A 19,677-nucleotide genomic window follows, 5' to 3' on the forward strand; every position below is an offset into this window, starting at 1 on the left:
ATCCAGAATCTCTAGCGATTAAAAAAGCCTGCTTTAAGCAGGCTTTTTTATGCATTACAACTTATGCAAATTTTTCTAATACTGCGAGGAACTCGGCACTTTGACGCGGATAAGTGGCAATCACGTCATGAATGCACTGTCCTTCCGGATTGGTGGCGTTAAGATCGCGGCCATCTGCGACAAATTTGGTTAGCAGGCGCTCATAGTCAAAAGGACGCATATGCTTGAATGCATGATAAAGCACATGAAAATCTGCATTGACGCCTGCAGGAGGAAGCTGATTCAGGTAGGCATATACACGCTCATCTGACCATTCTTCGTTAAAGGTCGCTGGTTGAGATAATGCCATCGCAATCTCCTTGATGTAATTCTTCGGCATGAAAAAAGGCAAAATATGAGTTCGCAAGAGGCAAAGTCTTATCATGCACTTTGTCTATTCGAAGTATCACTTCACGTTTTGAGATGAGGTAAAAAAATACTAATTACTATCAAGTCTACGCGAAGCCAAGCTTCTGGTCTTGCGTCTCAACAAAGCGGTGCTTTGTTGAGGCTCATATTTTGCCTTGAATCAATTTACTTGACTAATCAAAATTCAGATTATCGCTCTTCAGGTAAATTGATATTCATTTCAAGCATTTCAATGTTTGCTTCAGAACGTACCTGCATCTGAATGTGCTGTTCATCAACCCCGCGGACGTAGCGATTGACCACTTGCATGATCTCTGTCTTCATCTGGTCAATTTTATCCTGACTCAAACGGCGCCCCAAACCCTGTTCAGAAGCAACAATGACTTTCAAACGGTCTTTCGCGGTTTGTGCGCTTGATGGTTTATCCTCGCTACTAAAAAGTTTACTCCAGAATCCAGCCATGTTTACGCTCCAAATAATCGTGCTAACCAGCCCTTAGGTTTTACTTCAATATGACGGTAAGGACGCTCTTCACCCAGGAAACGTGCTACAAGGTCATCATAAGCCTGACCTGCGGCAGATTCGGTAAAGTGAATCACTGGTTTACCTTCATTCGATGCCTGTAGAACGCTTGGACACTCAGGAATAACACCTAAGGTTGGAACACGTAAAATATCTTTAGAAATATCGTCAATCGTTAACATTTCCTGTTTATCGGCACGTTCCGGATTGAAACGGGTAATACACAGGTGTTTACGGATGCGACCTTCGTTTTGTTCTACTTTTTTAGTTTTACTATCTAACATGCCAATGATGCGGTCAGAGTCACGTACTGAAGAAATTTCAGGGTTAGTCACAATGATAGCTTCATCTGCATGGTACATGGCTAAAATGGCACCACGTTCAATACCTGCAGGTGAGTCACACACGATATAATCAAATTCCTGTGAAAGCTCATCCATTACACGTTCTACGCCTTCATCAGTTAAAGCGTCTTTATCACGTGTTTGTGAAGCAGGTAAAATATATAAATTTTCAATATCTTTATCGCGAATCAGTGCTTGTTGTAATCGTGCTTCGTTATTGAGAACATTTACAAAATCATATACTACACGGCGTTCACAGCCCATAATCAAATCAAGGTTACGCAAGCCTACATCAAAATCGATTACCACAGTTTTGTGGCCACGTAGGGCTAAACCTGTTGCAAAAGATGCACTTGTTGTAGTCTTACCTACGCCACCTTTGCCTGATGTTACGACAACAATTTTCGCCACCGAATCCACTCCTGTTATGGTTCAAATCCCCTATAAAATGGGGTTTTTGGTGTTTATTTATACATTAAAATTGTAGAGCTTCAAATACAAGCTCTTGTTGATCATTCAAGTAAATATGCACGGGTTTTTTCACAACATTCGGTGGAATGTCGTCGGCCACACAATAAGTACCTGCAATAGAAATCAGTTCGGCTTCCAGCGCATGGCAGAAAATACGCGCTGCAGTATTGCCACCCGCACCTGCAATCACACGGCCACGCGCGCTGCCATAAATATGGATATTGCCTGAGGCAATCACTTCTGAACCACTGTTTATTCCGGCCGTAATAATAATGTCACCCTGATTCTGCACAATGCATTGGCCGGTGCGCAGAATTTCATCGTGATAAGAAGTCACATGCGCGACGATCGGTGCTGCATCAGCTTTTTCATCGTCAGCAGCAGATTCGGATTTGACTTCCATGACCTGTTCTTTGGTCGCCTTAATTTCCTGTAACTGACGGTCTGGTGGCAGAACAGGGAACTGAATCGCACGAGCCTGATCCCCCAGAATCCCTTCAGTCACTGCCATAGGCTGAACTTCGAGATCAATCAGTAACTGGATCAGGGCAATCAGTTCCTGATCGACTGAACTTTCAATTACCGCCAATGTGCCTGGCGGAAAAGCCGCTTGTAATTTTGGTTTCAGTTGCTGGCGGATTGCATCATGATCATTGGTATCGAGGCTAATGCGTAGCGCATTGACCATTCTGCCTTTTATCCGTATGTCAGCCATAATTTTTCCTTAATACTTCTGACTTGCTGTTTTATGTCGAAGCAATGTTGTAAATAGTGCAAATCCTAGAACAAATTTCGTTAATTCTCTAGCGATCCAAGTTATTTTTTTTATACGAATAGAATCAGCTTATCTTAGCCGAGTCTGCAAATGAAAACTCATCTATCTATTGAGCCCTGATTTTGTTCGTGTTCTTCTAAAATCTGTTGCCACTGTTTTACTTTGACCTGTTTTTGAATGGCTTCAAGTGTTTCAAAAACAGCCGATTCGACTAATTTATCAATATGTGGATTATGTTCAATCTGAATCTGGCTAATCTTATCTGAAATCATGGCAAAAGTCGGGTTTTCTTGTGATCCACTATGTGTAAAAGGATCGATCAGGCCTTGGGTGATATTTTCTCCCAGACGTTGACCAATACTCTGGATCTGGCGTTCCAGCCGTCCACCCACAATGGGAATCAGACGCAGAAGCTGGGTGAGCTCAGGTGTATCTTCAATGGCCTGATTGACGACTTGCCCGACATTTTTTGAAATCATGAAGCGCTGTGCCTGTAATTCCTTGCCCAAAGACTCTTGCAAGATATCTGTCAAAGCAACAGCCAGTAATTTACGGTGATGTTCCACCAAATCATCAATTAATTGTTTATGTGATGTGCTGGTGCTGAGTTCACGCTTAATGCCATCCAGTACCGTCAATACTACACGGCTCGAAAGTTCTTCCATCAGCAGGTTATAGTAGAAATTACCCCGTCTATACCAGCTTGCCGGTATGACTTTGTATCCATGGCTATGCAGGTTGTAGCCAATCGCGACTGCACGTAACAAACGCAGAAAACGTAGCTGTGGGATGATGGATAAAATTTCATACCAGTGCACAAAGGGAAAGAACCACCAGCGGGCATGGTGGCGCATAATAATGGCAATGAACCAGCGAACGATGAGCTCAATAATCAGGAAGGTGGTAAACCATCCCTCGGTAATCACTACCCAGGGACGTAATTCACTCTTATAAAACTGTAAGACATCAGGCAGACGAATAAAGTCAAACAACCAGTGCCCAAAATCGCTCATCAGAATGGCATTGGCACAGAGACAGAACAAATTGATGATGATGACAACCATCATGAAAATGTCGTAAATCAGTGCAATTTTCCAGCCCCAGGTACCTTTGCGAATAAACTTAAATGAGCTGGACACGAGGTCCGGATTGTCGTTCTTCATAGTCTCTCTGGCAAATGTCAGGCAGAAGCGGAAATCAGATTCTGCTGCATTTGCTCAATTAATTGGTCTTTTTCAGTCCAGATCTGGTCTACCCATTGCTGGAAACGTGCACGGTAATCTGCATCATCTTCATAATTGCCGCCGAGTACCCAATCCGGAATGTCAATTTTTCTTAAGTTCACGGCAATACGCGGAACTTCGCCTAACCAGAATTCCCCATAACCTGGCACACCGTCAGGATAAACAATAGTCATATCCACCAGTGCATCAATTTTGTCCCCCAGAATGTTCAGTGCCAGCGCGAGACCGCCCGCCTTAGGCTTCAACAAATGCTTATAAGGCGATTTTTGCTGTTCATGCTTTTCTGGGGTAAAACGTGTACCTTCCAGATAATTCAGCAAGGTAAATGGCTGGCTAACCAGTTGTTCACATGCCTTACGTGCTTCTTCCATATCCCGATATTTCAGGGAAGGGTTTTTGGCAATCTGTTCCTTGCTATGCCTTTTCATCATCGGGAAGCCCAGAATTTTAAAGGCTTGACCTACAAATGGAATAAAAATTAGTTCCCATTTTGTAAAAAAGCGGGTGAGAGGCATGCGCGTTAAACCGAAATATTGGTTTACCGTGGTATCCACCCAGCTCTGATGATTACAGGTCATTAAATAACGCCCCTGCATGTTCAGATCCAGAGATTCGTCAATACTGATTTGCCATTCGGTATTTTTCAGGACATTGTCAATCAGCCAGTTATTTACGCCCAACCAGCTATTGGTAATCTTGATATTAGTTTCATCAATCTTGGAAGATTTCTTAAAAAGTTTGGTCAGCCCCAAAGCCAGTACGGGTGGTCCATGAAAAAAAGTACTGCCAGTCATGACAGATGTCACCGTGAGGCCACGGGTAAGTTTTTTTAAAGTCGTTTGTTGCTTGCTTTTAGATGACATATAAAAACAGTCCCAGAGAATAATCGTCTAAATTTCATCACATTTTGAACAATATAGAGGGAGTTGAGCGAATAGAAAAGTCCGATCGTTAAACTATGAAGAAACTATGATGAAATTCAGGAAATTGGTTACACATAAACATTATAAAATATTACTAAAAGATTTATTATTAACAAAAATTCAATGGTTATCCCATTATTTTTAAATCATTATCTGACCTAAGATACAAATTACACTACAAAGGAGGCATGCAATGCGTGCACTATTAATTTCAGCAGCTGTAGCAGGGGCAGTAGCACTTACAGGTTGTCAAACTACTGGCAATAACCTGGGTGGTGTTGAGTACGACAAAACAGCTTTGGGTACAGTAATTGGTGCTGCTGCAGGTTATGGTATTTCTAAAAGTAATGCCAATACTAGCCGTCAAAACAACCGTGCAGCTGCAATTGGTGCAGTACTTGGTGGTGCAGCGGGTGTTTACCTTGACAATAAAGAGAAAAAATTACGTCAAGCGACTGCGGGTACTGGTGTAGATGTAAACCGTAATCCAGACGGTTCAATCAACTTGGTAATGCCTGGTGCGATTACATTTGACACTAACAAGTCAAACATCAAACCAAACTTCTATGCAACATTGAATAAAGTTGCCCAAGTTCTGACTGAAGACAGCCAAAGCGGTATCTTGGTAACTGGTTATACAGACAGCACTGGTAATGACTCAATCAACATTCCATTGTCTCAAGCACGTGCACAATCTGTTGCGAACTACCTTGCTGGTCAAGGCGTAGCACGTACTCGTATCAATGCACAAGGTCTTGGTTCAGCGAACCCGATCGCAGATAACTCAACTGCGGCTGGTAAAGAACAAAACCGTCGTGTTGAAATCGCAGTATATGCCGTTCAGTAATCACTGATTTTGCAGAAAAACCACCTTCGGGTGGTTTTTTTATGTCTGAAAGATGACGCAGGAAAATGAATTTTCAATTAGGCATCTGGGCATGAGATGACTATAATCGGAGCCGAATCTAGAAGAGGAAGCCATATGTCACTCGCCAGTCAGTTAAATGACAAGCAACTTGAAGCCATGAAATATACTCAAGGACCCTTGTTAGTACTTGCCGGAGCGGGTTCAGGCAAGACCTCGGTAATTACAAGAAAAATCGCGTATTTGGTCAAGCATTGTGGTATTCCGGCCCACCGGATCACGGCAATGACCTTTACCAACAAGGCAGCACGTGAAATGAAAGAGCGTGTCACCAAATTGCTGACCCGAGAAGAAGCCAAAGGCCTTTCAGTCTCGACCTTCCATACTTTTGGTCTAAATTTATTACGTTTAGAGCTCAAACACACACCGCTAAAAAATAATTTCTCGATTCTGGATGCCGATGACTGTAAGCGGATTCTGATGGATCTGATGCATCGCGATAACTTGTCGGGTGCTGAAAGCAAAGAATTGATTACCAAAGCGATGAAGATGATTTCGGACTGGAAAAACGATCTGATTCCCCCAGAGCAAGCACATACCACCTGTGAAACGCCAGAAGATGTTCAGTTCGCGCATTTATACCAACTTTATGAGCGAAATCTGCGTGCCTACAACGCTGTCGACTTTGATGATCTAATTGTCATGCCAACGCGTCTGTTACAGGAAAATGCTGAAGTCCGGGATAAGTGGCAGAACCGCGTGCGTTACCTATTGGTGGACGAATATCAGGATACCAATACTGCACAGTATATTCTGGTGAAATTACTGGTCGGGGTCATGGGGCAGTTCACCGCTGTAGGGGATGATGATCAGTCGATTTATGCCTGGCGTGGTGCCAAGCCAGAAAATATGGCGCTGTTACAACAGGATTTCCCGAATCTGAAAGTGATCAAGCTGGAACAGAACTATCGTTCCACTAGCCGTATTCTAAAAGCTGCCAATACCGTGATTGGCAACAACCCGCATATCTTTGATAAAAAGCTCTGGTCAGATAAAGGTCACGGTGAAGTGATTCGGGTTATCACTTGTCGTAATGATGATGATGAAGCAGAACGCGTAGTGAAAGACCTGATCACGCATAAGCTGATGAATGGTAAAAATTGGAAAGATTACGCGATTCTGTATCGTGGTAATTTCCAGGCACGTATTCTGGAAACTCAGCTGCGCCAGATGCAGATTCCTTACAAGCTCTCTGGTGGTCAGTCTTTCTTTGCGCGTGCAGAGATCAAGGACATCATGAGTTACCTGCGTCTGATCATTAACCCGGAAGATGACAGTGCTTTCCTGCGGATTATTAACACACCGAAACGTGCCATTGGCCCGGTGACGCTGGAAAAACTCGGTCTGTTTGCCCAGGAAAATAATCTGTCTCTACTGTCAGCGGCAGGCGATCAGCGTTTAACTATGGTCATTCCAAAGAAAGCGACCACACAACTAGCAGAATTTTCAGATTTTATCAATAACTTTACCCGTAACTTGCTGGAAGATGATGAGCCCGTACCGATTATCCGCCAGATGATGGTGGAAGCCGGCTATATTGACTATATCAAGGAATCCGCAGCGACGCCGGCACAGGAAAAAACCAAACTCGATAATATTGAAGTGCTGTATAGCAGTATTCAGAGTCTGATCAATCGTGCAGAAGATGTCGATGAAAAGAATATTGAAAGTGTCATCCGTAAGATGGTGCTCCTCGATATGCTGGAACAGCAGCAGGAAGAAGAAGATACCGATAAGGTTAACCTTCTGACCTTGCATGCATCCAAAGGTCTGGAATTCCCTTATGTCTACTTAATCGGACTGGAAGAAGAAATTCTGCCACATAAGAACTCGATTGCTGCCGAAACAGTCGAGGAAGAACGCCGTCTAATGTACGTGGGGATTACTCGTGCGCGTCAGGGCTTGACTATTACCTTGGCTGAGCAACGTAAGGCGGGTGGACAGATGAAACAGATGACCCCAAGCCGCTTCCTGGATGAGCTGCCAGAAGATGAACTGGAATGGTTAGGTCGCAAGAAAAAACTTGCAGGCAATATTGATCCAAAACAGCAGGCTCAGCACTATCTGGATAATTTGCGTGCCTTGATTAAACGGTAAAAGTAACAGAACGCTACAATTTTGATTCTTTAAATTTTTTGATATTAAACAACAGGAATAAATACATGAAAGTTCAGGTGAAAGTCCTTGATTCGCGTCTGGGGCAGGAATGGCCATTGCCGACTTATGCAACGACTGGCTCAGCAGGACTCGATCTTCGTGCATGTGTCAATGAAACGACTGTGATTGAACCAGGTCAAACGGTTTTAGTGAAAACTGGTTTGGCAATTTATATTGAAGATCCAGCATTTGCTGGCTTGATTCTGCCACGTTCTGGTTTAGGTCATAAACATGGGATCGTTTTAGGTAACCTGGTTGGCTTGATCGATTCAGATTACCAAGGCGAGCTGATGGTTTCTGTATGGAACCGCAGTCAGACGGCATTTAGCCTGGAACCTGGTGAGCGTTTAGCCCAATATGTATTAGTCCCTGTGGTACAGGCCGAATTTGATCTGGTGAATGAGTTTGAAGCAACCGAGCGTGGCGCGGGCGGTTTCGGTCATACTGGTAAAAACTAAAATTAAAGGATGACTTAACTTGGATGTTTTGAGTTAAGTCATCTTTTTTTAGAGTTTTAATCATAAAAACAATAAAAAAATGACAGAGCTATTTAATAAACTTTATTCTTGAATTTTATTTCAATGAAAAATATTTAAATAAATTTTTAGTATCATTTAAATAGAAAAATAAAATCATTCAGAATTTAAGAAAATAGATGATAAATAATGCAAGAAGTCATTTTTAGTTGGGTTTATTTATTTTACTAGTTATACAAATTAAATACATAAAAGATTAATAATTATACTTTTATAATTGATTGTCACATTCAATTCATATAAAAATACAGAGTCTTAAAACAAAAACAAATGTTTAAAGTCATGATGATTGCTTAATCATTATTTTATCTCCTTATATTCAATAGTGAAAAGAACAGTTTATGGGATCCATGAATCAACCCTTTCCGGCTCACATTTTTCGTGCCTACGATATCCGGGGTAAAGTCAGTTTACTCAGTACAGGTGTGATTGATGCTATTGCGCATGGTCTGGCTCAGCAATATCAAGCTGCGGGGCAGACTCGGGTTGCGATTGGCTATGATGCCCGCATCAGCAGTCCGGCTTTTGCTGAAACCATTCGCCGTATTTTTCAGGACTATGCTATTGAAGCTGCCATTATCGGCTGTTGTTCCAGTCCGATGTTGTATTACACAGCGCGTCAGTTTGATGGTAATGGTGTGATGGTCACGGCCAGCCATAATCCTAAAGAAGATAATGGAATTAAATGGATTATTGTAGGGGAGCCGCCTTGTCCCGAGATGATTCAGCAGGTCGCACAAAAAGCAAAACTTCATGTAAATAGTTCTTTATCGTGTTTGAATGATTTGCCTCACCAAATTATTCCCGAATTTTGTCTGCAATATCAGCAGGAAATGCTTGAAGATATTCAGTTGAAGCGCCCATTTAAAGTAGTGCTGGACGGTCTGAACGGTTCAGCAGGACGTTGTGCCAACTTGGTGCTGCAAAAACTAGGTTGTGAAGTTACCGCCTTACGTTGTGAAGCCAATGGGCATTTTCCGGATCATGCGCCTGATCCTTCTCAGGAAGCGCATTTACAAACCTTGCGTCAGGTTGTCATGCAACAGCAGGCGGATCTGGGTATTGCCCTAGATGGTGATGGGGACCGGTTGGTACTGGTGGATGAGCAGGGTGTCATTATTAGTGCTGATCAGCTTCTCTGTTTATTCGCAGAAATTTGTATGACTGGCACAAAAGCATGTCAGTTTGTTTATGACGTTAAATGTTCAACCCTGATTCGCGATACAGTTCAACGCCTGGGCGGAAAACCGGTGATGATTCGTACTGGTAGCTCATTCCTGCGAAAATATCTGGCGCAGTCCCAGCATCAGGCCATTTTTGGTGGTGAATATGCCGGGCATTATGTTTTTAATGACGGACGTGGCTGGGGCTATGATGACGGTCTTTATGCAGCGCTTCGGGTCATGGAATATCTGGATCAGAAAAGTATGACTTTAAGTAAGGCCTTGCGCGCTTATCCAAAACGTCATGGGACTGAAGATTTATATATTTCCACTCATCAGGTGCAGCCTGTTGAGCTTTTAAACTTTGTTGAGCAGCAATCTACGCAATTAAATGCACAAATCAGTAAAATTGACGGGATACGTCTTGATTTTGATGATGGTTTTGGCATCATTCGAGCATCCAATACGGGTGAATATTTCACGGTGCGCTTTGATGCCAATGATGCACAAGGCCTGAATGAAATTCGACATCTGTTTGTATCCATGTTGCGTGACCGTTATCCACAGATCGCTCAAGACATTTTAGATGCTCAATAAGGAGAGGCGAATGCCAAATCAGCATACAGGCATCGACAAAGCACAAATTTTGACTGAAGCTTTGCCGTATATCCAACGCTTTGCGGGTAAAACCCTGGTGGTAAAATACGGTGGCAACGCGATGACGGATCCTGAGCTAGAAAGCTCTTTTGCACGTGACATCGTTTTATTAAAAACAGTCGGTTTAAATCCGATTGTGGTACACGGCGGTGGTCCACAAGTCGATTCTATGCTGAAACAGCTAGGTCGTGAATCTGACCGTATTGATGGTATGCGCGTGACAGATCCGGCAACCATGGAAGTGGTCGAGATGGTTCTGGGCGGTAGCGTAAACAAATCAATTGTGAACCTGATCAACAAACATGGTGGCCGTGCAATTGGTCTAACCGGTAAAGATGGCAACTTGCTGCGTGCCAAAAAGCTATTAATGGAAAAGACGGCTGAAGACGGTTCAATCCAAAAAGTGGACCTGGGTATGGTGGGTGAAGTCGTTGGCGTGAAAACTGACGTACTGGAAATGTTTACCAACAGTGACTTCATTCCAGTGATTGCACCACTCGGTGTCGATGAAGAAGGCAACACCTATAATATCAATGCGGATCTGGTTGCGGGTAAAGTGGCAGAAGCATTAGGGGCAGAAAAGCTGATTCTTCTGACCAATATTACGGGGGTGCTCGACGAAAATAAAAATCTGCTGACCGGTTTAACGACGCAGGAAGTTGATCGTCTGATTGAAACGGGTGTGATCTATGGTGGCATGATTCCTAAAGTCGGCTGTGCGCTTGATGCAGTAAAAGGCGGCGTGATCAGTGCACATATCGTGGATGGTCGTGTACCACATGCGAGCCTGTTAGAAATCTTTACTGATCATGGTGTAGGAACTTTAATTACCAATCGTTCTAATCCACATCGTCCATAAAGATAAATTGAATATCAAAGAGTCTCACTTGAGGCTCTTTTTTATTTCTTTTATTTTAAGATTTTGATCACTAGAAATATGAAAGTTAAATCTAAAGTATTTATTTTTAAGCTAAGTTTTGAAGCTTAAACTCCTTTTGCTAAATTAAATATAAAAAAATAGTTTATTAGCATTTTTAGCGCATAGCATTGCAATGATCGAGATTTGAAAAGGTTCAGCCTGTGATGCACAATAACCTTAAGAATACTCTGTGACCTGAATGAAGATTATGTGCCAGCTACTGGGAATGAATTGTGCGACACCAACAGATATTACCTTTTCATTTCGAGGTTTTTCTCAGCGGGCGGGGATTACCTCAGATCATTCTGATGGTTTTGGGGTTGCTTTCTTTGAGGATAAGGCCTGCCGATTATTCGTTGATAATCAGTCTGCTGTTGAGTCACCGATTGCAGAACTAGTGCGCAATTATCCAATCAAATCCCGTAATGTAATTGCACATATCCGTAAGGCGACGCAAGGCAAAATTAATCTGGAAAATTCGCATCCGTTTAGTCGTGAATTATGGGGACGACAATGGATCTTTGCCCATAATGGTGATTTAAAAGATTTTTTACCTGAGCTTTCTGGACGTTTTACGCCAGTCGGTAACACTGACAGTGAGCGCGCTTTCTGTTATTTGCTGGATCAGCTGGTGAAACATTTTGGTTATGATGAACCGAAGCTGGATCAGGTTTTTGATTTGTTGGCCGAGATTTCTCCATCCATTGCAGAGCATGGCACTTTTAATTTCTGTCTGTCCAATGGTCAGGCTTTATTTACCTATGCAACGACTAAACTGCATTGGCTGGTTCGTGAATATCCATTTAAGCCAGCCCACCTGATTGATATCGAAGTTGAAGTTGATTTTAGCCAAGTCACCACGCCTGAAGATCGGGTCGCTGTGATTACCACAGAGCCGCTAACGCAGAATGAAGAATGGACAGCATTTCAGGAAGGTGAAATGATTTTGTTCAGAGATGGAGCCAAATATCGTTCCCAATTGACACATGTCGCCCGTCTGGAAAGAGAACGTTTGGATCCTTCGCTTAAAAGAGTGACTAAAGCAGATTTATATTAAATCTGGTTAAAATTCGATATTAAAAAACAGGACATCGCTCCTGTTTTTTTGAATTTGATATTTATTTTATAGTGAAATCATTAAAATAAATAAACCATGAAATATAAAATCGATCAAAAAATACTTTATTCTTGTAGTCGGGTTTAAAATATAATTGATTGGATAAACAATGATTTACATTAATTAAGTAGAAAATAAACTGAAAACCAACCGATTTACTTCATTTTTATTTAAATCAATTAGATATATGATCTTTTTCAAGCGATAAATCATTAATATCAATAGGTGGTCGTAATGAAAATGAAATGGGTTCCAGATTATAATACTGGTATCGATGTGATTGACGATCAGCACAAACGAATTCTCGATTATATCAATGAGATTGATGGAATTGATGCCAATACCGATCGTGCTCGTATTAAACAGATTCTAGAAAATATTATTGATTATACCCAGTCTCATTTTACCTTTGAAGAATCACTTCAGGAAGAAGCGGGTTATAAATATCGTGTGCCACATAAACGTGTGCATGACCTGTTTATTAAAAAGATTGAATCTTATCGTGACCGTTTTGAATTGGGCCAATCTATTGAAGCGGAATTACATGAAGTATTATCTAAATGGCTGATCAATCATATTCAGCACGATGACGCGGATTATGTCGGTGCGGTAAAAGAAAATATGATGGGAATCATTAAAGATAAAGAAAAGAAAAAGGGTAAAAACTGGTTTGCCCGTTTCTTCTCATAACTCGATTGTTGTTAAAATAAAGATAAATCGGGAAAATAAAAAATAAAGCTTAATAATAAATTTGCGCAGCAAATCACGGGCATGGTGGTTTGCTTTTTTGTTTTTGATTTTCATCGCCTCACAAGGCAAAATAGCGCTAGATTTTTATAGGAATACATCATGCAGGACAATGCTATGTCAAAATGGTTATCGCCTCTGATGGCTTTCTGTTTATCCTTTCTTATTATTGCGACGCTCGCACCGATAACAGGTATTCAGATTGACCGTCAGCTTGATTTCTGGATGTTGTGGTTAGCGACCATGCTAATACTGGCCCTTCCAGTCTGTTATCTGGAAATTGCTCTGGCGAAACGCTCAAAAACCACTGCATTACAGGCATTGTCGAGCCTTACCCGTGAAGCTGATAGTTCTCAGCGCTGGCGGATCGTCGGCTGGCTGGCAGTTGTATTTATTCCGTTCCTTGCGGGTGCGATGCTCAATCATGCTTCTAATGTGATTGCAGTGGCCAATCTCGATGTTCAGCAGCCAGTGATTTTTGCGGTGCTGGCAATTGCTGCATTTGTATTGTCGCTGGTACCACGTTTAATTCTGGTTGGGATTACCACGATCGGCGTACTTGCATCTTTGATTATGGCGAATGTGATGGGAACTGAATTACCGGCTTGGCAGGTAACACCCGTCCAATTCGTAGAGTGGGGCAATGCCACTGTATTGGCTTTGGTGGCGAGTGGTCTAGGTATGGGGCTGTATTGGCAATCAAGTCTGGCTGTCGTAAAACAGCAGGATGTTGCGACTAAAACAGCCTTACCGATTTGGGTGGCGCAGCTATTAGCGATCATCGCCTTTGGTTTCTTTGCAGTAAAAGCTGAAATCCCTGCATTTGCTTTAATCGCAGCCATTGTCGCAGCCGCTGCTTTGCTTATGCAAATGGCACGTGAGCAATTACAGCAACGTCAAATGAATATTATCATTCAGTGGGCGATTGTGATCGCTGCCACCTTGGTCTGGTTAATTCCAAATGTTGCTCCAATTTTCAATAATCTGCTGATTCTTTGGGGACTGGTGATCAGTCTGATTTATGCCTTGTTTGCTGGCTGGATCATGAAGATTAGCCATTTGCGTAAATCGATGAACTTTAGCTCAGAAGCAGTGTATAACATCTGGCGTATTGCGGTTCGTATTGTCTTACCAGTATCAATTATTCTGGCGATTGTTGCGGTATTAGGACAATTTTTCTGATGACTGAGGCAATGATCTGGGTGGCCTATGCTACCCCGGAACAACAGTTTCATATTGCTGTACCTTTCCAGCCCGGCATGACTGCATTGGATGCAATTGAGCAAAGCGGAATCCGTGCACAGGTGGAATTGTCTGAACCTCTGAATCTGGGTATTTTTGGCGCTAAGCTACAGGATCATACCCAGCCATTGGCAGCAGGGGACCGGGTAGAGATTTATCGTGCTTTAACCATTAATCCCAAGGATATCCGCCGTAAACGCGCTGAGAAGAATCCGGTAGGACGTTATGCCAAAGGTAACCGTTTCAAGCAAAATAAACGTTCCGATTAGTGGAATGTGGCTTTATTGAACAGATGGTCTGATTATTTGATAAATCAATCTATTTAATTAAAAAAACCCCTGATCATACAGGGGTTTTTTTATGCAAAAGCGATTATAGTGGTGGGGCATTTAAGATCGCTTCTTTGGAACCTGGTAGACCTGGTTGAGATTCTGGAATGGTTTCCAGACCTTCAATACGCTCTACGATACCAGACTGATTAAAGTAAATTTTTAGATGCTGGCCTTGGGCTGCTGGGATCTTGGCTTTTTTAGCATAGGTTCCTGGGGTATAGTTGTAGATGTAGTCCCAGCGTAGCGGATTGAGCGGATCAGATACTGTTGGACTACCGAGCAGGAAACGCACCTGTTGGTGGCTCATTCCTACCTGAATTTTAGAGGCTTGTGCTTGAGTTAAAGGTGTTCCTTGAGGAATATCAACTTTGTACACACCTAATGTCGAACAGCCGACAAGCAATGAAGTGACGAATAACGTCAGCATGATTTTTTGCATTTTGCTACACTATCCCAAATTAATTATGATGCATTTGATCCAAGGATAGATCATACTGCATCTAAACTTTGTTGCCTATTCCAACTTTGATTTTGTTGAGAGACCTTTTTACATGCCTATTTCAAACCAAGATTTACGAAAAGCTGGACTGAAAGTTACCCTTCCACGAATTAAAATATTAGAACTATTAGAAAACTCTAGACGGCATCACCTTAGCGCTGAAGACATTTATAAGACTTTACTCGAACAAGGGGAAGACGTGGGTCTTGCAACTGTGTATCGTGTGTTAACACAATTTGAGGCAGCAGGGATTATCGAGCGTCATAATTTTGAAAATAATCATTCAGTTTTTGAAATTATGCAGGAAGATCACCATGATCACTTGGTTTGTCAAAATTGCAACAAAGTCGTTGAATTTACAAATGATGTGATTGAACATGAACAGCACGAAGTTGCGAAGAAATTTGGTTTTGCATTGACTGGACATTCACTTAATCTTTACGGTTATTGTGACGCGCCTGAATGTCAGGAAGCTTACCGTAAGAAATAATTCGACTTTAGGTTGAAACAAAAACAGGCTTTATTAAAAGCCTGTTTTTTTTGCTTTGAAAATGATCAGGTTTGACCATCAAAAGTAATATTGGAATGCGCACGTAATAAATGCTCGCCACCTTCTTCTGACAGTTTGATTTGCAGACGCAGGTCGTTTGGTGAGTCGGCGTGTTTTAGTGCATCTTTATAGCTAATCTGCTTGGCCTTATACAGGTCATATAATGCCTGGTCGAAGGTTTGCATGCCCAGTTCACGTGAACGCTTCATCAGATCCTTGATTTCATGCACATCGCCCTTACGGATCAGATCCGCAATCAATGGCGAATTGATCAGGATTTCAATCGCTGCACGGCGGCCATTACCATCGATAGTTGGAATTAGCTGCTGTGCCACAATGGCTTTCATGTTCAGGGACAGATCCATAAACAGCTGGCTGTGACGGTCGGCTTCGAAGAAGTGAATGATACGATCGATGGCCTGGTTGGCGTTGTTGGCGTGCAGGGTCGCAAAAACCAGGTGACCGGTTTCCGCAAAGGCAATCGCATAGTCCATGGTTTCACGAGAACGGATCTCACCGATCAGAATCACGTCTGGTGCTTGACGCAGGGTATTTTTCAATGCGACTTCAAAGGAGTCAGTATCAATGCCGACTTCGCGTTGGGTAATGATACAACCCTTATGCTGGTGCACAAATTCGATCGGGTCTTCAATGGTAATGATATGACCTTTGGAATTTTCATTACGGTAGCCAATCAAAGAGGCGAGGGAAGTTGATTTACCGGTACCGGTTGCACCCACAAAAATAATGATACCGCGTTTAGTCATTGCCAATTCTTTTAGAATAGGCGGTAATTTCAGCTCATCCATAGTCGGAATGACGGTTTCAATACGACGCAGTACCATACCTGGCTGATCGCGTTGCTGGAATGCGCTGACACGGAAACGTGCCGATTTGTCCGGGTTGCTGATGGCGAAGTTACACTCGCGTGTGTCCGCAAATTCCTTGCGCTGCTTCTCGGTCATGATTGAGTTAAGTAGCTGTCCCACAGCTGCACCCGGTAATTTTACCGAGCCAATCGGTACAATCTGACCATTAATTTTGATAGAGGGTTCAACATCGGCTGTAATGAACAGATCCGAGGCCTTTTTCTCTACCATGTAGTTGAGTAAGCCGTTAAAGTCCATGATAAAACCCCAAAAAAATTAATTATTCTTATAAGAATGATTCAGGCTGTTTTGCTGCAGTACGGGCGACTTGCGGACTGATAATGCCTTTCGATACCAGCGTTTTCAGGCTTTGATCCAGCGTGGTCATGCCATAGTTGGCACCGGTTTGAATCGCAGAGTACATCTGTGCCACTTTGTTTTCACGGATCAGGTTACGGATCGCCGGAATACCGATCATGATTTCGTGTGCAGCCACACGACCACCCCCATTTTTCTTCAATAGGGTTTGCGAAATAACAGCTTGCAGCGATTCAGACAACATGGCACGCACCATGTCCTTTTCTTCAGCAGGGAATACGTCAATCACACGGTCAATGGTTTTTGCTGCTGAGGTGGTATGCAGGGTACCGAAGACCAAGTGACCGGTTTCCGCAGCAGTGAGTGCCAGACGGATGGTTTCAAGGTCACGCATCTCACCGACCAGAATAATATCCGGGTCTTCACGTAATGCAGAACGTAATGCTTCATTAAATCCATGCGTGTCACGATGCACTTCACGCTGGTTGATCAGACATTTTTTTGATTGGTGTACAAATTCGATTGGATCTTCGACGGTCAGGATATGGTCATAGCGGTTGTCATTGATATAGTCCAGCATCGCTGCAAGCGTCGTTGATTTACCCGAACCGGTTGGTCCTGTCACCAGTACAATACCACGTGGATATTCACAGATATCTTTAAAGATCTGGCCCATACCTAGATCTTCAATGGTCAGTACTTTAGATGGAATGGTACGGAATACTGCGCCTGCACCGCGGTTCTGGTTAAATGCGTTCACACGGAAACGGGCTACGCCTGGAACTTCAAAAGAGAAGTCAGTTTCCAGATTTTCTTCATAATCACGGCGTTGCTTGTCATTCATGATGTCGTACACTAGTTTGTGTACTTCTTTATGTTCTAGTGCAGGCAGGTTGATGCGGCGTACTTCCCCGTCCACACGAATCATGGGTGGTAAACCTGCTGATAAGTGTAAATCCGACGCACCATTTTTAGCAGAAAAGGCTAACAGTTCTGTAATATCCATAAGGTCCCCGAGTTCATTAAAATGTTATTTATTTTGCTAGAATAATAAGGCTTTCCCACAGCTTAACCAACACTTAGTTGATGAGCAAGGGAAAAAAATCCGCACGAAATGAGAACCCCATCAATGAATATGCTGCAACAGTCACGAAATCAGGTTTTAGCTCAGATCCAGTCCGCCTGCGCTCTGGCGGGGCGTGAGCCGGATTCGGTGCAACTTCTGGCCGTCTCCAAAACCCAGCCTAGCCCTGTGCTGGCAGAAATGTATCAGGCTGGTCAGCGTGCCTTTGGTGAAAACTATTTACAGGAAGCACTGGAAAAAATCACGGCACTCAAAGACCTGGATATTGAGTGGCATTTTATCGGTCATGTGCAGCGCAACAAGACCAAACATCTGGCAGAAAACTTTGCCTGGGTGCATGGGGTGGATCGTCTGATTATTGCTGAACGTTTATCTAATCAGCGTAGTGATTCTCAAGCTGCACTTAATATCTGTCTGCAAGTCAATATTGATGGGCAGGATAGCAAGGACGGTTGTCAGCCTGAGGAAGTGGCCGATCTAGTAGCACAGATCAGTCAATTACCGAATTTGCGCTTACGTGGTCTGATGGTCATTCCTGCGCCAGAAAATACTCAGGCTTTCGCAGATGCCAAAGCCTTGTTCGAGCAGGTCAAAAGCCATCATGCAAAACCTGAAGACTGGGATACTTTAAGTATGGGGATGTCTGCCGACATGACCGAGGCGATTGCAGCAGGTTCTACCATGGTACGTGTGGGAACTGCCTTGTTTGGCGCACGTCCTAAAAAAGCGGACTGATTTGTACTGACAATTGAGTTTTGGGAAAGCGTTATTGCAGAGTAGTTGATAACGCTTTTTTTCTTTGGGGTTCCAGCCATTTGGCCATGAACCAGGCAAAGAAAATTAAGCTGCACATGCTCATAAATAAGGATAAAACGGCACCCTCAAGACCATGATCAAGCGTTGCAGGAAAGCAGCCTAGAATAAAAAGCAGTAAAGGGAAATGAGTGACATAAAGTGTATAGGAGAAATTTGCAGACTGAGGCCAAACTGGTTGATATTGGCTTTGTTGATGTTGCAGCTGCACAATCCAGCAGACAAAGGCGAGTCCCATACACAGGTTAAACGGCACAAAATAATTTACACGATATAAGTCAGCCTGTTCAATGACATGAAACTGGTAAGCATCCGCACAGGCAATTATAAATGCCAGACCAAATAGGCCCAATTTAATGGGTTGTAGTCGACTTAAAAAACGCAGCTGGATCTGCCGGAATGAATTGGCAAAGGCAACTAGCCAGAGCAGGAAATAAAACAGAAACTGATAGTTCAGTAGAGAAAGCCCTAGAAGCAAGATAAAAAAGCCGATTTTAGCGATTCCAGAATCTTTTAAAAAAGGCAGAAATCCGGCCAGCACATAAAACCAGACTTCAAAGCTCAGGCTCCAGAGCGGTGCATTGGCAGATACCGTCGGTGTAATAAAGCCATTGAGAAAGAAGAAAGAACCCAAAAAATCCTGAGTATCAATGTTATAGGCAGTCCGAATCATCATGCCAAAACTGTTCTGGAACTCATGGCTATGTGAAGCAAAAAATGTAGGTGCTAGTGCATATAGAAGCAGACTGAAAGCGGATGCAAACAGAAAGGGCGGTAAAATGCGGCGATAACGCTGCCATATATACTGCCGCAGATTAAAATTTTCATGTTTTTGGATGTTGTTCTGGATTGATGTTCCGATTAAATAGCCACTGAGCACAAAAAAGATCATCACAGCAGCCTGGCCTAATAGACGTACCCAGGAATATAGGCTCAGATCAAAAGGCGCGATAAAAGCCTGAAAACTATGACTGAATAGCACCACAATGGCACTGATACCCCGTAAGCTCTCAAGTTGTAAGCTGAAATAGGGCGAGAGCTTGTTCGGGATAGAGTTCATGC

At 42.8% G+C, this 19,677-nt stretch carries 21 protein-coding genes; 11 read left to right on the forward strand and 10 right to left on the reverse strand.

Going from position 1 to position 19,677, the window contains the following annotated elements; all coding sequences use genetic code 11:
- Positions 1 to 61: 61 nt before the first annotated feature.
- From FTV25_RS07045 to FTV25_RS07070, 6 genes are all read right to left on the reverse strand, one after another.
- Positions 62 to 349 carry a PA4642 family protein gene (locus tag FTV25_RS07045; protein WP_180002418.1) on the reverse strand — a complete coding sequence of 96 codons (288 nt, stop codon included), beginning with the start codon at positions 347 to 349 and terminating at the stop codon, positions 62 to 64.
- A 248-nt stretch (positions 350 to 597) separates the two neighbouring features.
- Positions 598 to 870, reverse strand: coding sequence for a cell division topological specificity factor MinE (gene minE / locus FTV25_RS07050; RefSeq protein WP_004783265.1), 273 nt, complete (start codon positions 868 to 870; stop codon positions 598 to 600).
- Between the two features lie 2 nt (positions 871 to 872).
- Positions 873 to 1,685: a septum site-determining protein MinD gene (minD, locus tag FTV25_RS07055; protein ID WP_166137968.1), complete on the reverse strand. Its 813-nt coding sequence runs from the start codon at positions 1,683 to 1,685 to the stop codon at positions 873 to 875.
- A 64-nt stretch (positions 1,686 to 1,749) separates the two neighbouring features.
- Positions 1,750 to 2,460, reverse strand: a complete 711-nt coding sequence (minC, locus tag FTV25_RS07060) for a septum site-determining protein MinC (RefSeq protein WP_180002419.1) — start codon at positions 2,458 to 2,460, stop codon at positions 1,750 to 1,752.
- Positions 2,461 to 2,618: 158 nt separating this feature from the next.
- Entirely contained in the window at positions 2,619 to 3,683 is a 1,065-nt protein-coding gene (locus FTV25_RS07065; RefSeq protein WP_180002420.1) for a preprotein translocase subunit SecA, read from the reverse strand.
- A gap of 17 nt (positions 3,684 to 3,700) precedes the next feature.
- The gene (locus FTV25_RS07070; protein ID WP_166137960.1) at positions 3,701 to 4,627 is read right to left on the reverse strand and encodes an acyltransferase; all 927 of its coding nucleotides are present in this window, start codon (positions 4,625 to 4,627) and stop codon (positions 3,701 to 3,703) included.
- A 253-nt stretch (positions 4,628 to 4,880) separates the two neighbouring features.
- Here FTV25_RS07070 and FTV25_RS07075 point away from each other — a divergent pair, with 253 nt between their 5' ends.
- The 9 genes from FTV25_RS07075 to FTV25_RS07115 all read left to right on the forward strand — a co-directional run bounded on the left by FTV25_RS07075 (position 4,881) and on the right by FTV25_RS07115 (position 14,419).
- Positions 4,881 to 5,534, forward strand: coding sequence for an OmpA family protein (locus tag FTV25_RS07075; protein ID WP_159124472.1), 654 nt, complete (start codon positions 4,881 to 4,883; stop codon positions 5,532 to 5,534).
- A gap of 135 nt (positions 5,535 to 5,669) precedes the next feature.
- Positions 5,670 to 7,709: a DNA helicase Rep gene (gene rep / locus FTV25_RS07080; RefSeq protein WP_180002421.1), complete on the forward strand. Its 2,040-nt coding sequence runs from the start codon at positions 5,670 to 5,672 to the stop codon at positions 7,707 to 7,709.
- A gap of 65 nt (positions 7,710 to 7,774) precedes the next feature.
- Positions 7,775 to 8,227: a dUTP diphosphatase gene (gene dut / locus FTV25_RS07085; RefSeq protein WP_004783254.1), complete on the forward strand. Its 453-nt coding sequence runs from the start codon at positions 7,775 to 7,777 to the stop codon at positions 8,225 to 8,227.
- A 419-nt stretch (positions 8,228 to 8,646) separates the two neighbouring features.
- A complete protein-coding gene (locus tag FTV25_RS07090) occupies positions 8,647 to 10,065 on the forward strand; it encodes a phosphomannomutase/phosphoglucomutase (RefSeq protein ID WP_179992930.1) in 1,419 nt (472 codons plus the stop codon).
- Positions 10,066 to 10,075: 10 nt separating this feature from the next.
- Positions 10,076 to 10,984 carry an acetylglutamate kinase gene (argB, locus tag FTV25_RS07095; protein WP_159123314.1) on the forward strand — a complete coding sequence of 303 codons (909 nt, stop codon included), beginning with the start codon at positions 10,076 to 10,078 and terminating at the stop codon, positions 10,982 to 10,984.
- 268 nt (positions 10,985 to 11,252) lie between these two features.
- Entirely contained in the window at positions 11,253 to 12,101 is an 849-nt protein-coding gene (locus FTV25_RS07100) for a class II glutamine amidotransferase (RefSeq protein WP_180002481.1), read from the forward strand.
- A gap of 294 nt (positions 12,102 to 12,395) precedes the next feature.
- The gene (locus FTV25_RS07105; protein ID WP_004783243.1) at positions 12,396 to 12,851 is read left to right on the forward strand and encodes a bacteriohemerythrin; all 456 of its coding nucleotides are present in this window, start codon (positions 12,396 to 12,398) and stop codon (positions 12,849 to 12,851) included.
- A gap of 159 nt (positions 12,852 to 13,010) precedes the next feature.
- A complete protein-coding gene (locus FTV25_RS07110; RefSeq protein ID WP_180002422.1) occupies positions 13,011 to 14,090 on the forward strand; it encodes a hypothetical protein in 1,080 nt (359 codons plus the stop codon).
- Positions 14,090 to 14,419: an RnfH family protein gene (locus tag FTV25_RS07115; protein ID WP_180002423.1), complete on the forward strand. Its 330-nt coding sequence runs from the start codon at positions 14,090 to 14,092 to the stop codon at positions 14,417 to 14,419. The genes FTV25_RS07110 and FTV25_RS07115 overlap by 1 nt, the downstream gene beginning before the upstream one ends.
- A gap of 103 nt (positions 14,420 to 14,522) precedes the next feature.
- Here the strand turns inward: FTV25_RS07115 and FTV25_RS07120 are convergent, their stop codons facing one another.
- Entirely contained in the window at positions 14,523 to 14,921 is a 399-nt protein-coding gene (locus tag FTV25_RS07120; protein WP_004783238.1) for an outer membrane protein assembly factor BamE, read from the reverse strand.
- A gap of 112 nt (positions 14,922 to 15,033) precedes the next feature.
- On the opposite strand from FTV25_RS07120, the gene fur reads away from it, so the two are divergent.
- Complete coding sequence (gene fur / locus FTV25_RS07125; RefSeq protein ID WP_004783237.1) at positions 15,034 to 15,471, forward strand: ferric iron uptake transcriptional regulator; 438 nt, start codon at positions 15,034 to 15,036, stop codon at positions 15,469 to 15,471.
- A 65-nt stretch (positions 15,472 to 15,536) separates the two neighbouring features.
- Here the strand turns inward: fur and FTV25_RS07130 are convergent, their stop codons facing one another.
- Positions 15,537 to 16,658, reverse strand: a complete 1,122-nt coding sequence (locus FTV25_RS07130; RefSeq protein ID WP_004783234.1) for a PilT/PilU family type 4a pilus ATPase — start codon at positions 16,656 to 16,658, stop codon at positions 15,537 to 15,539.
- 28 nt (positions 16,659 to 16,686) lie between these two features.
- Positions 16,687 to 17,724: a type IV pilus twitching motility protein PilT gene (locus FTV25_RS07135; RefSeq protein WP_004783232.1), complete on the reverse strand. Its 1,038-nt coding sequence runs from the start codon at positions 17,722 to 17,724 to the stop codon at positions 16,687 to 16,689.
- A 123-nt stretch (positions 17,725 to 17,847) separates the two neighbouring features.
- Between FTV25_RS07135 and FTV25_RS07140 the strand changes: the two genes are divergently transcribed.
- Positions 17,848 to 18,537: a YggS family pyridoxal phosphate-dependent enzyme gene (locus tag FTV25_RS07140; RefSeq protein WP_180002424.1), complete on the forward strand. Its 690-nt coding sequence runs from the start codon at positions 17,848 to 17,850 to the stop codon at positions 18,535 to 18,537.
- A 31-nt stretch (positions 18,538 to 18,568) separates the two neighbouring features.
- Here FTV25_RS07140 and FTV25_RS07145 read toward each other — a convergent pair whose 3' ends face one another.
- Positions 18,569 to 19,675 (reverse strand): acyltransferase, encoded by a 1,107-nt coding sequence (locus FTV25_RS07145; protein WP_180002425.1) that lies wholly within the window; start codon positions 19,673 to 19,675, stop codon positions 18,569 to 18,571.
- Between the last annotated feature and the right edge of the window lie 2 nt (positions 19,676 to 19,677).

This window comes from Acinetobacter sp. YH12249 (genome assembly GCF_013417475.1).
Taxonomy (GTDB): domain Bacteria; phylum Pseudomonadota; class Gammaproteobacteria; order Pseudomonadales; family Moraxellaceae; genus Acinetobacter.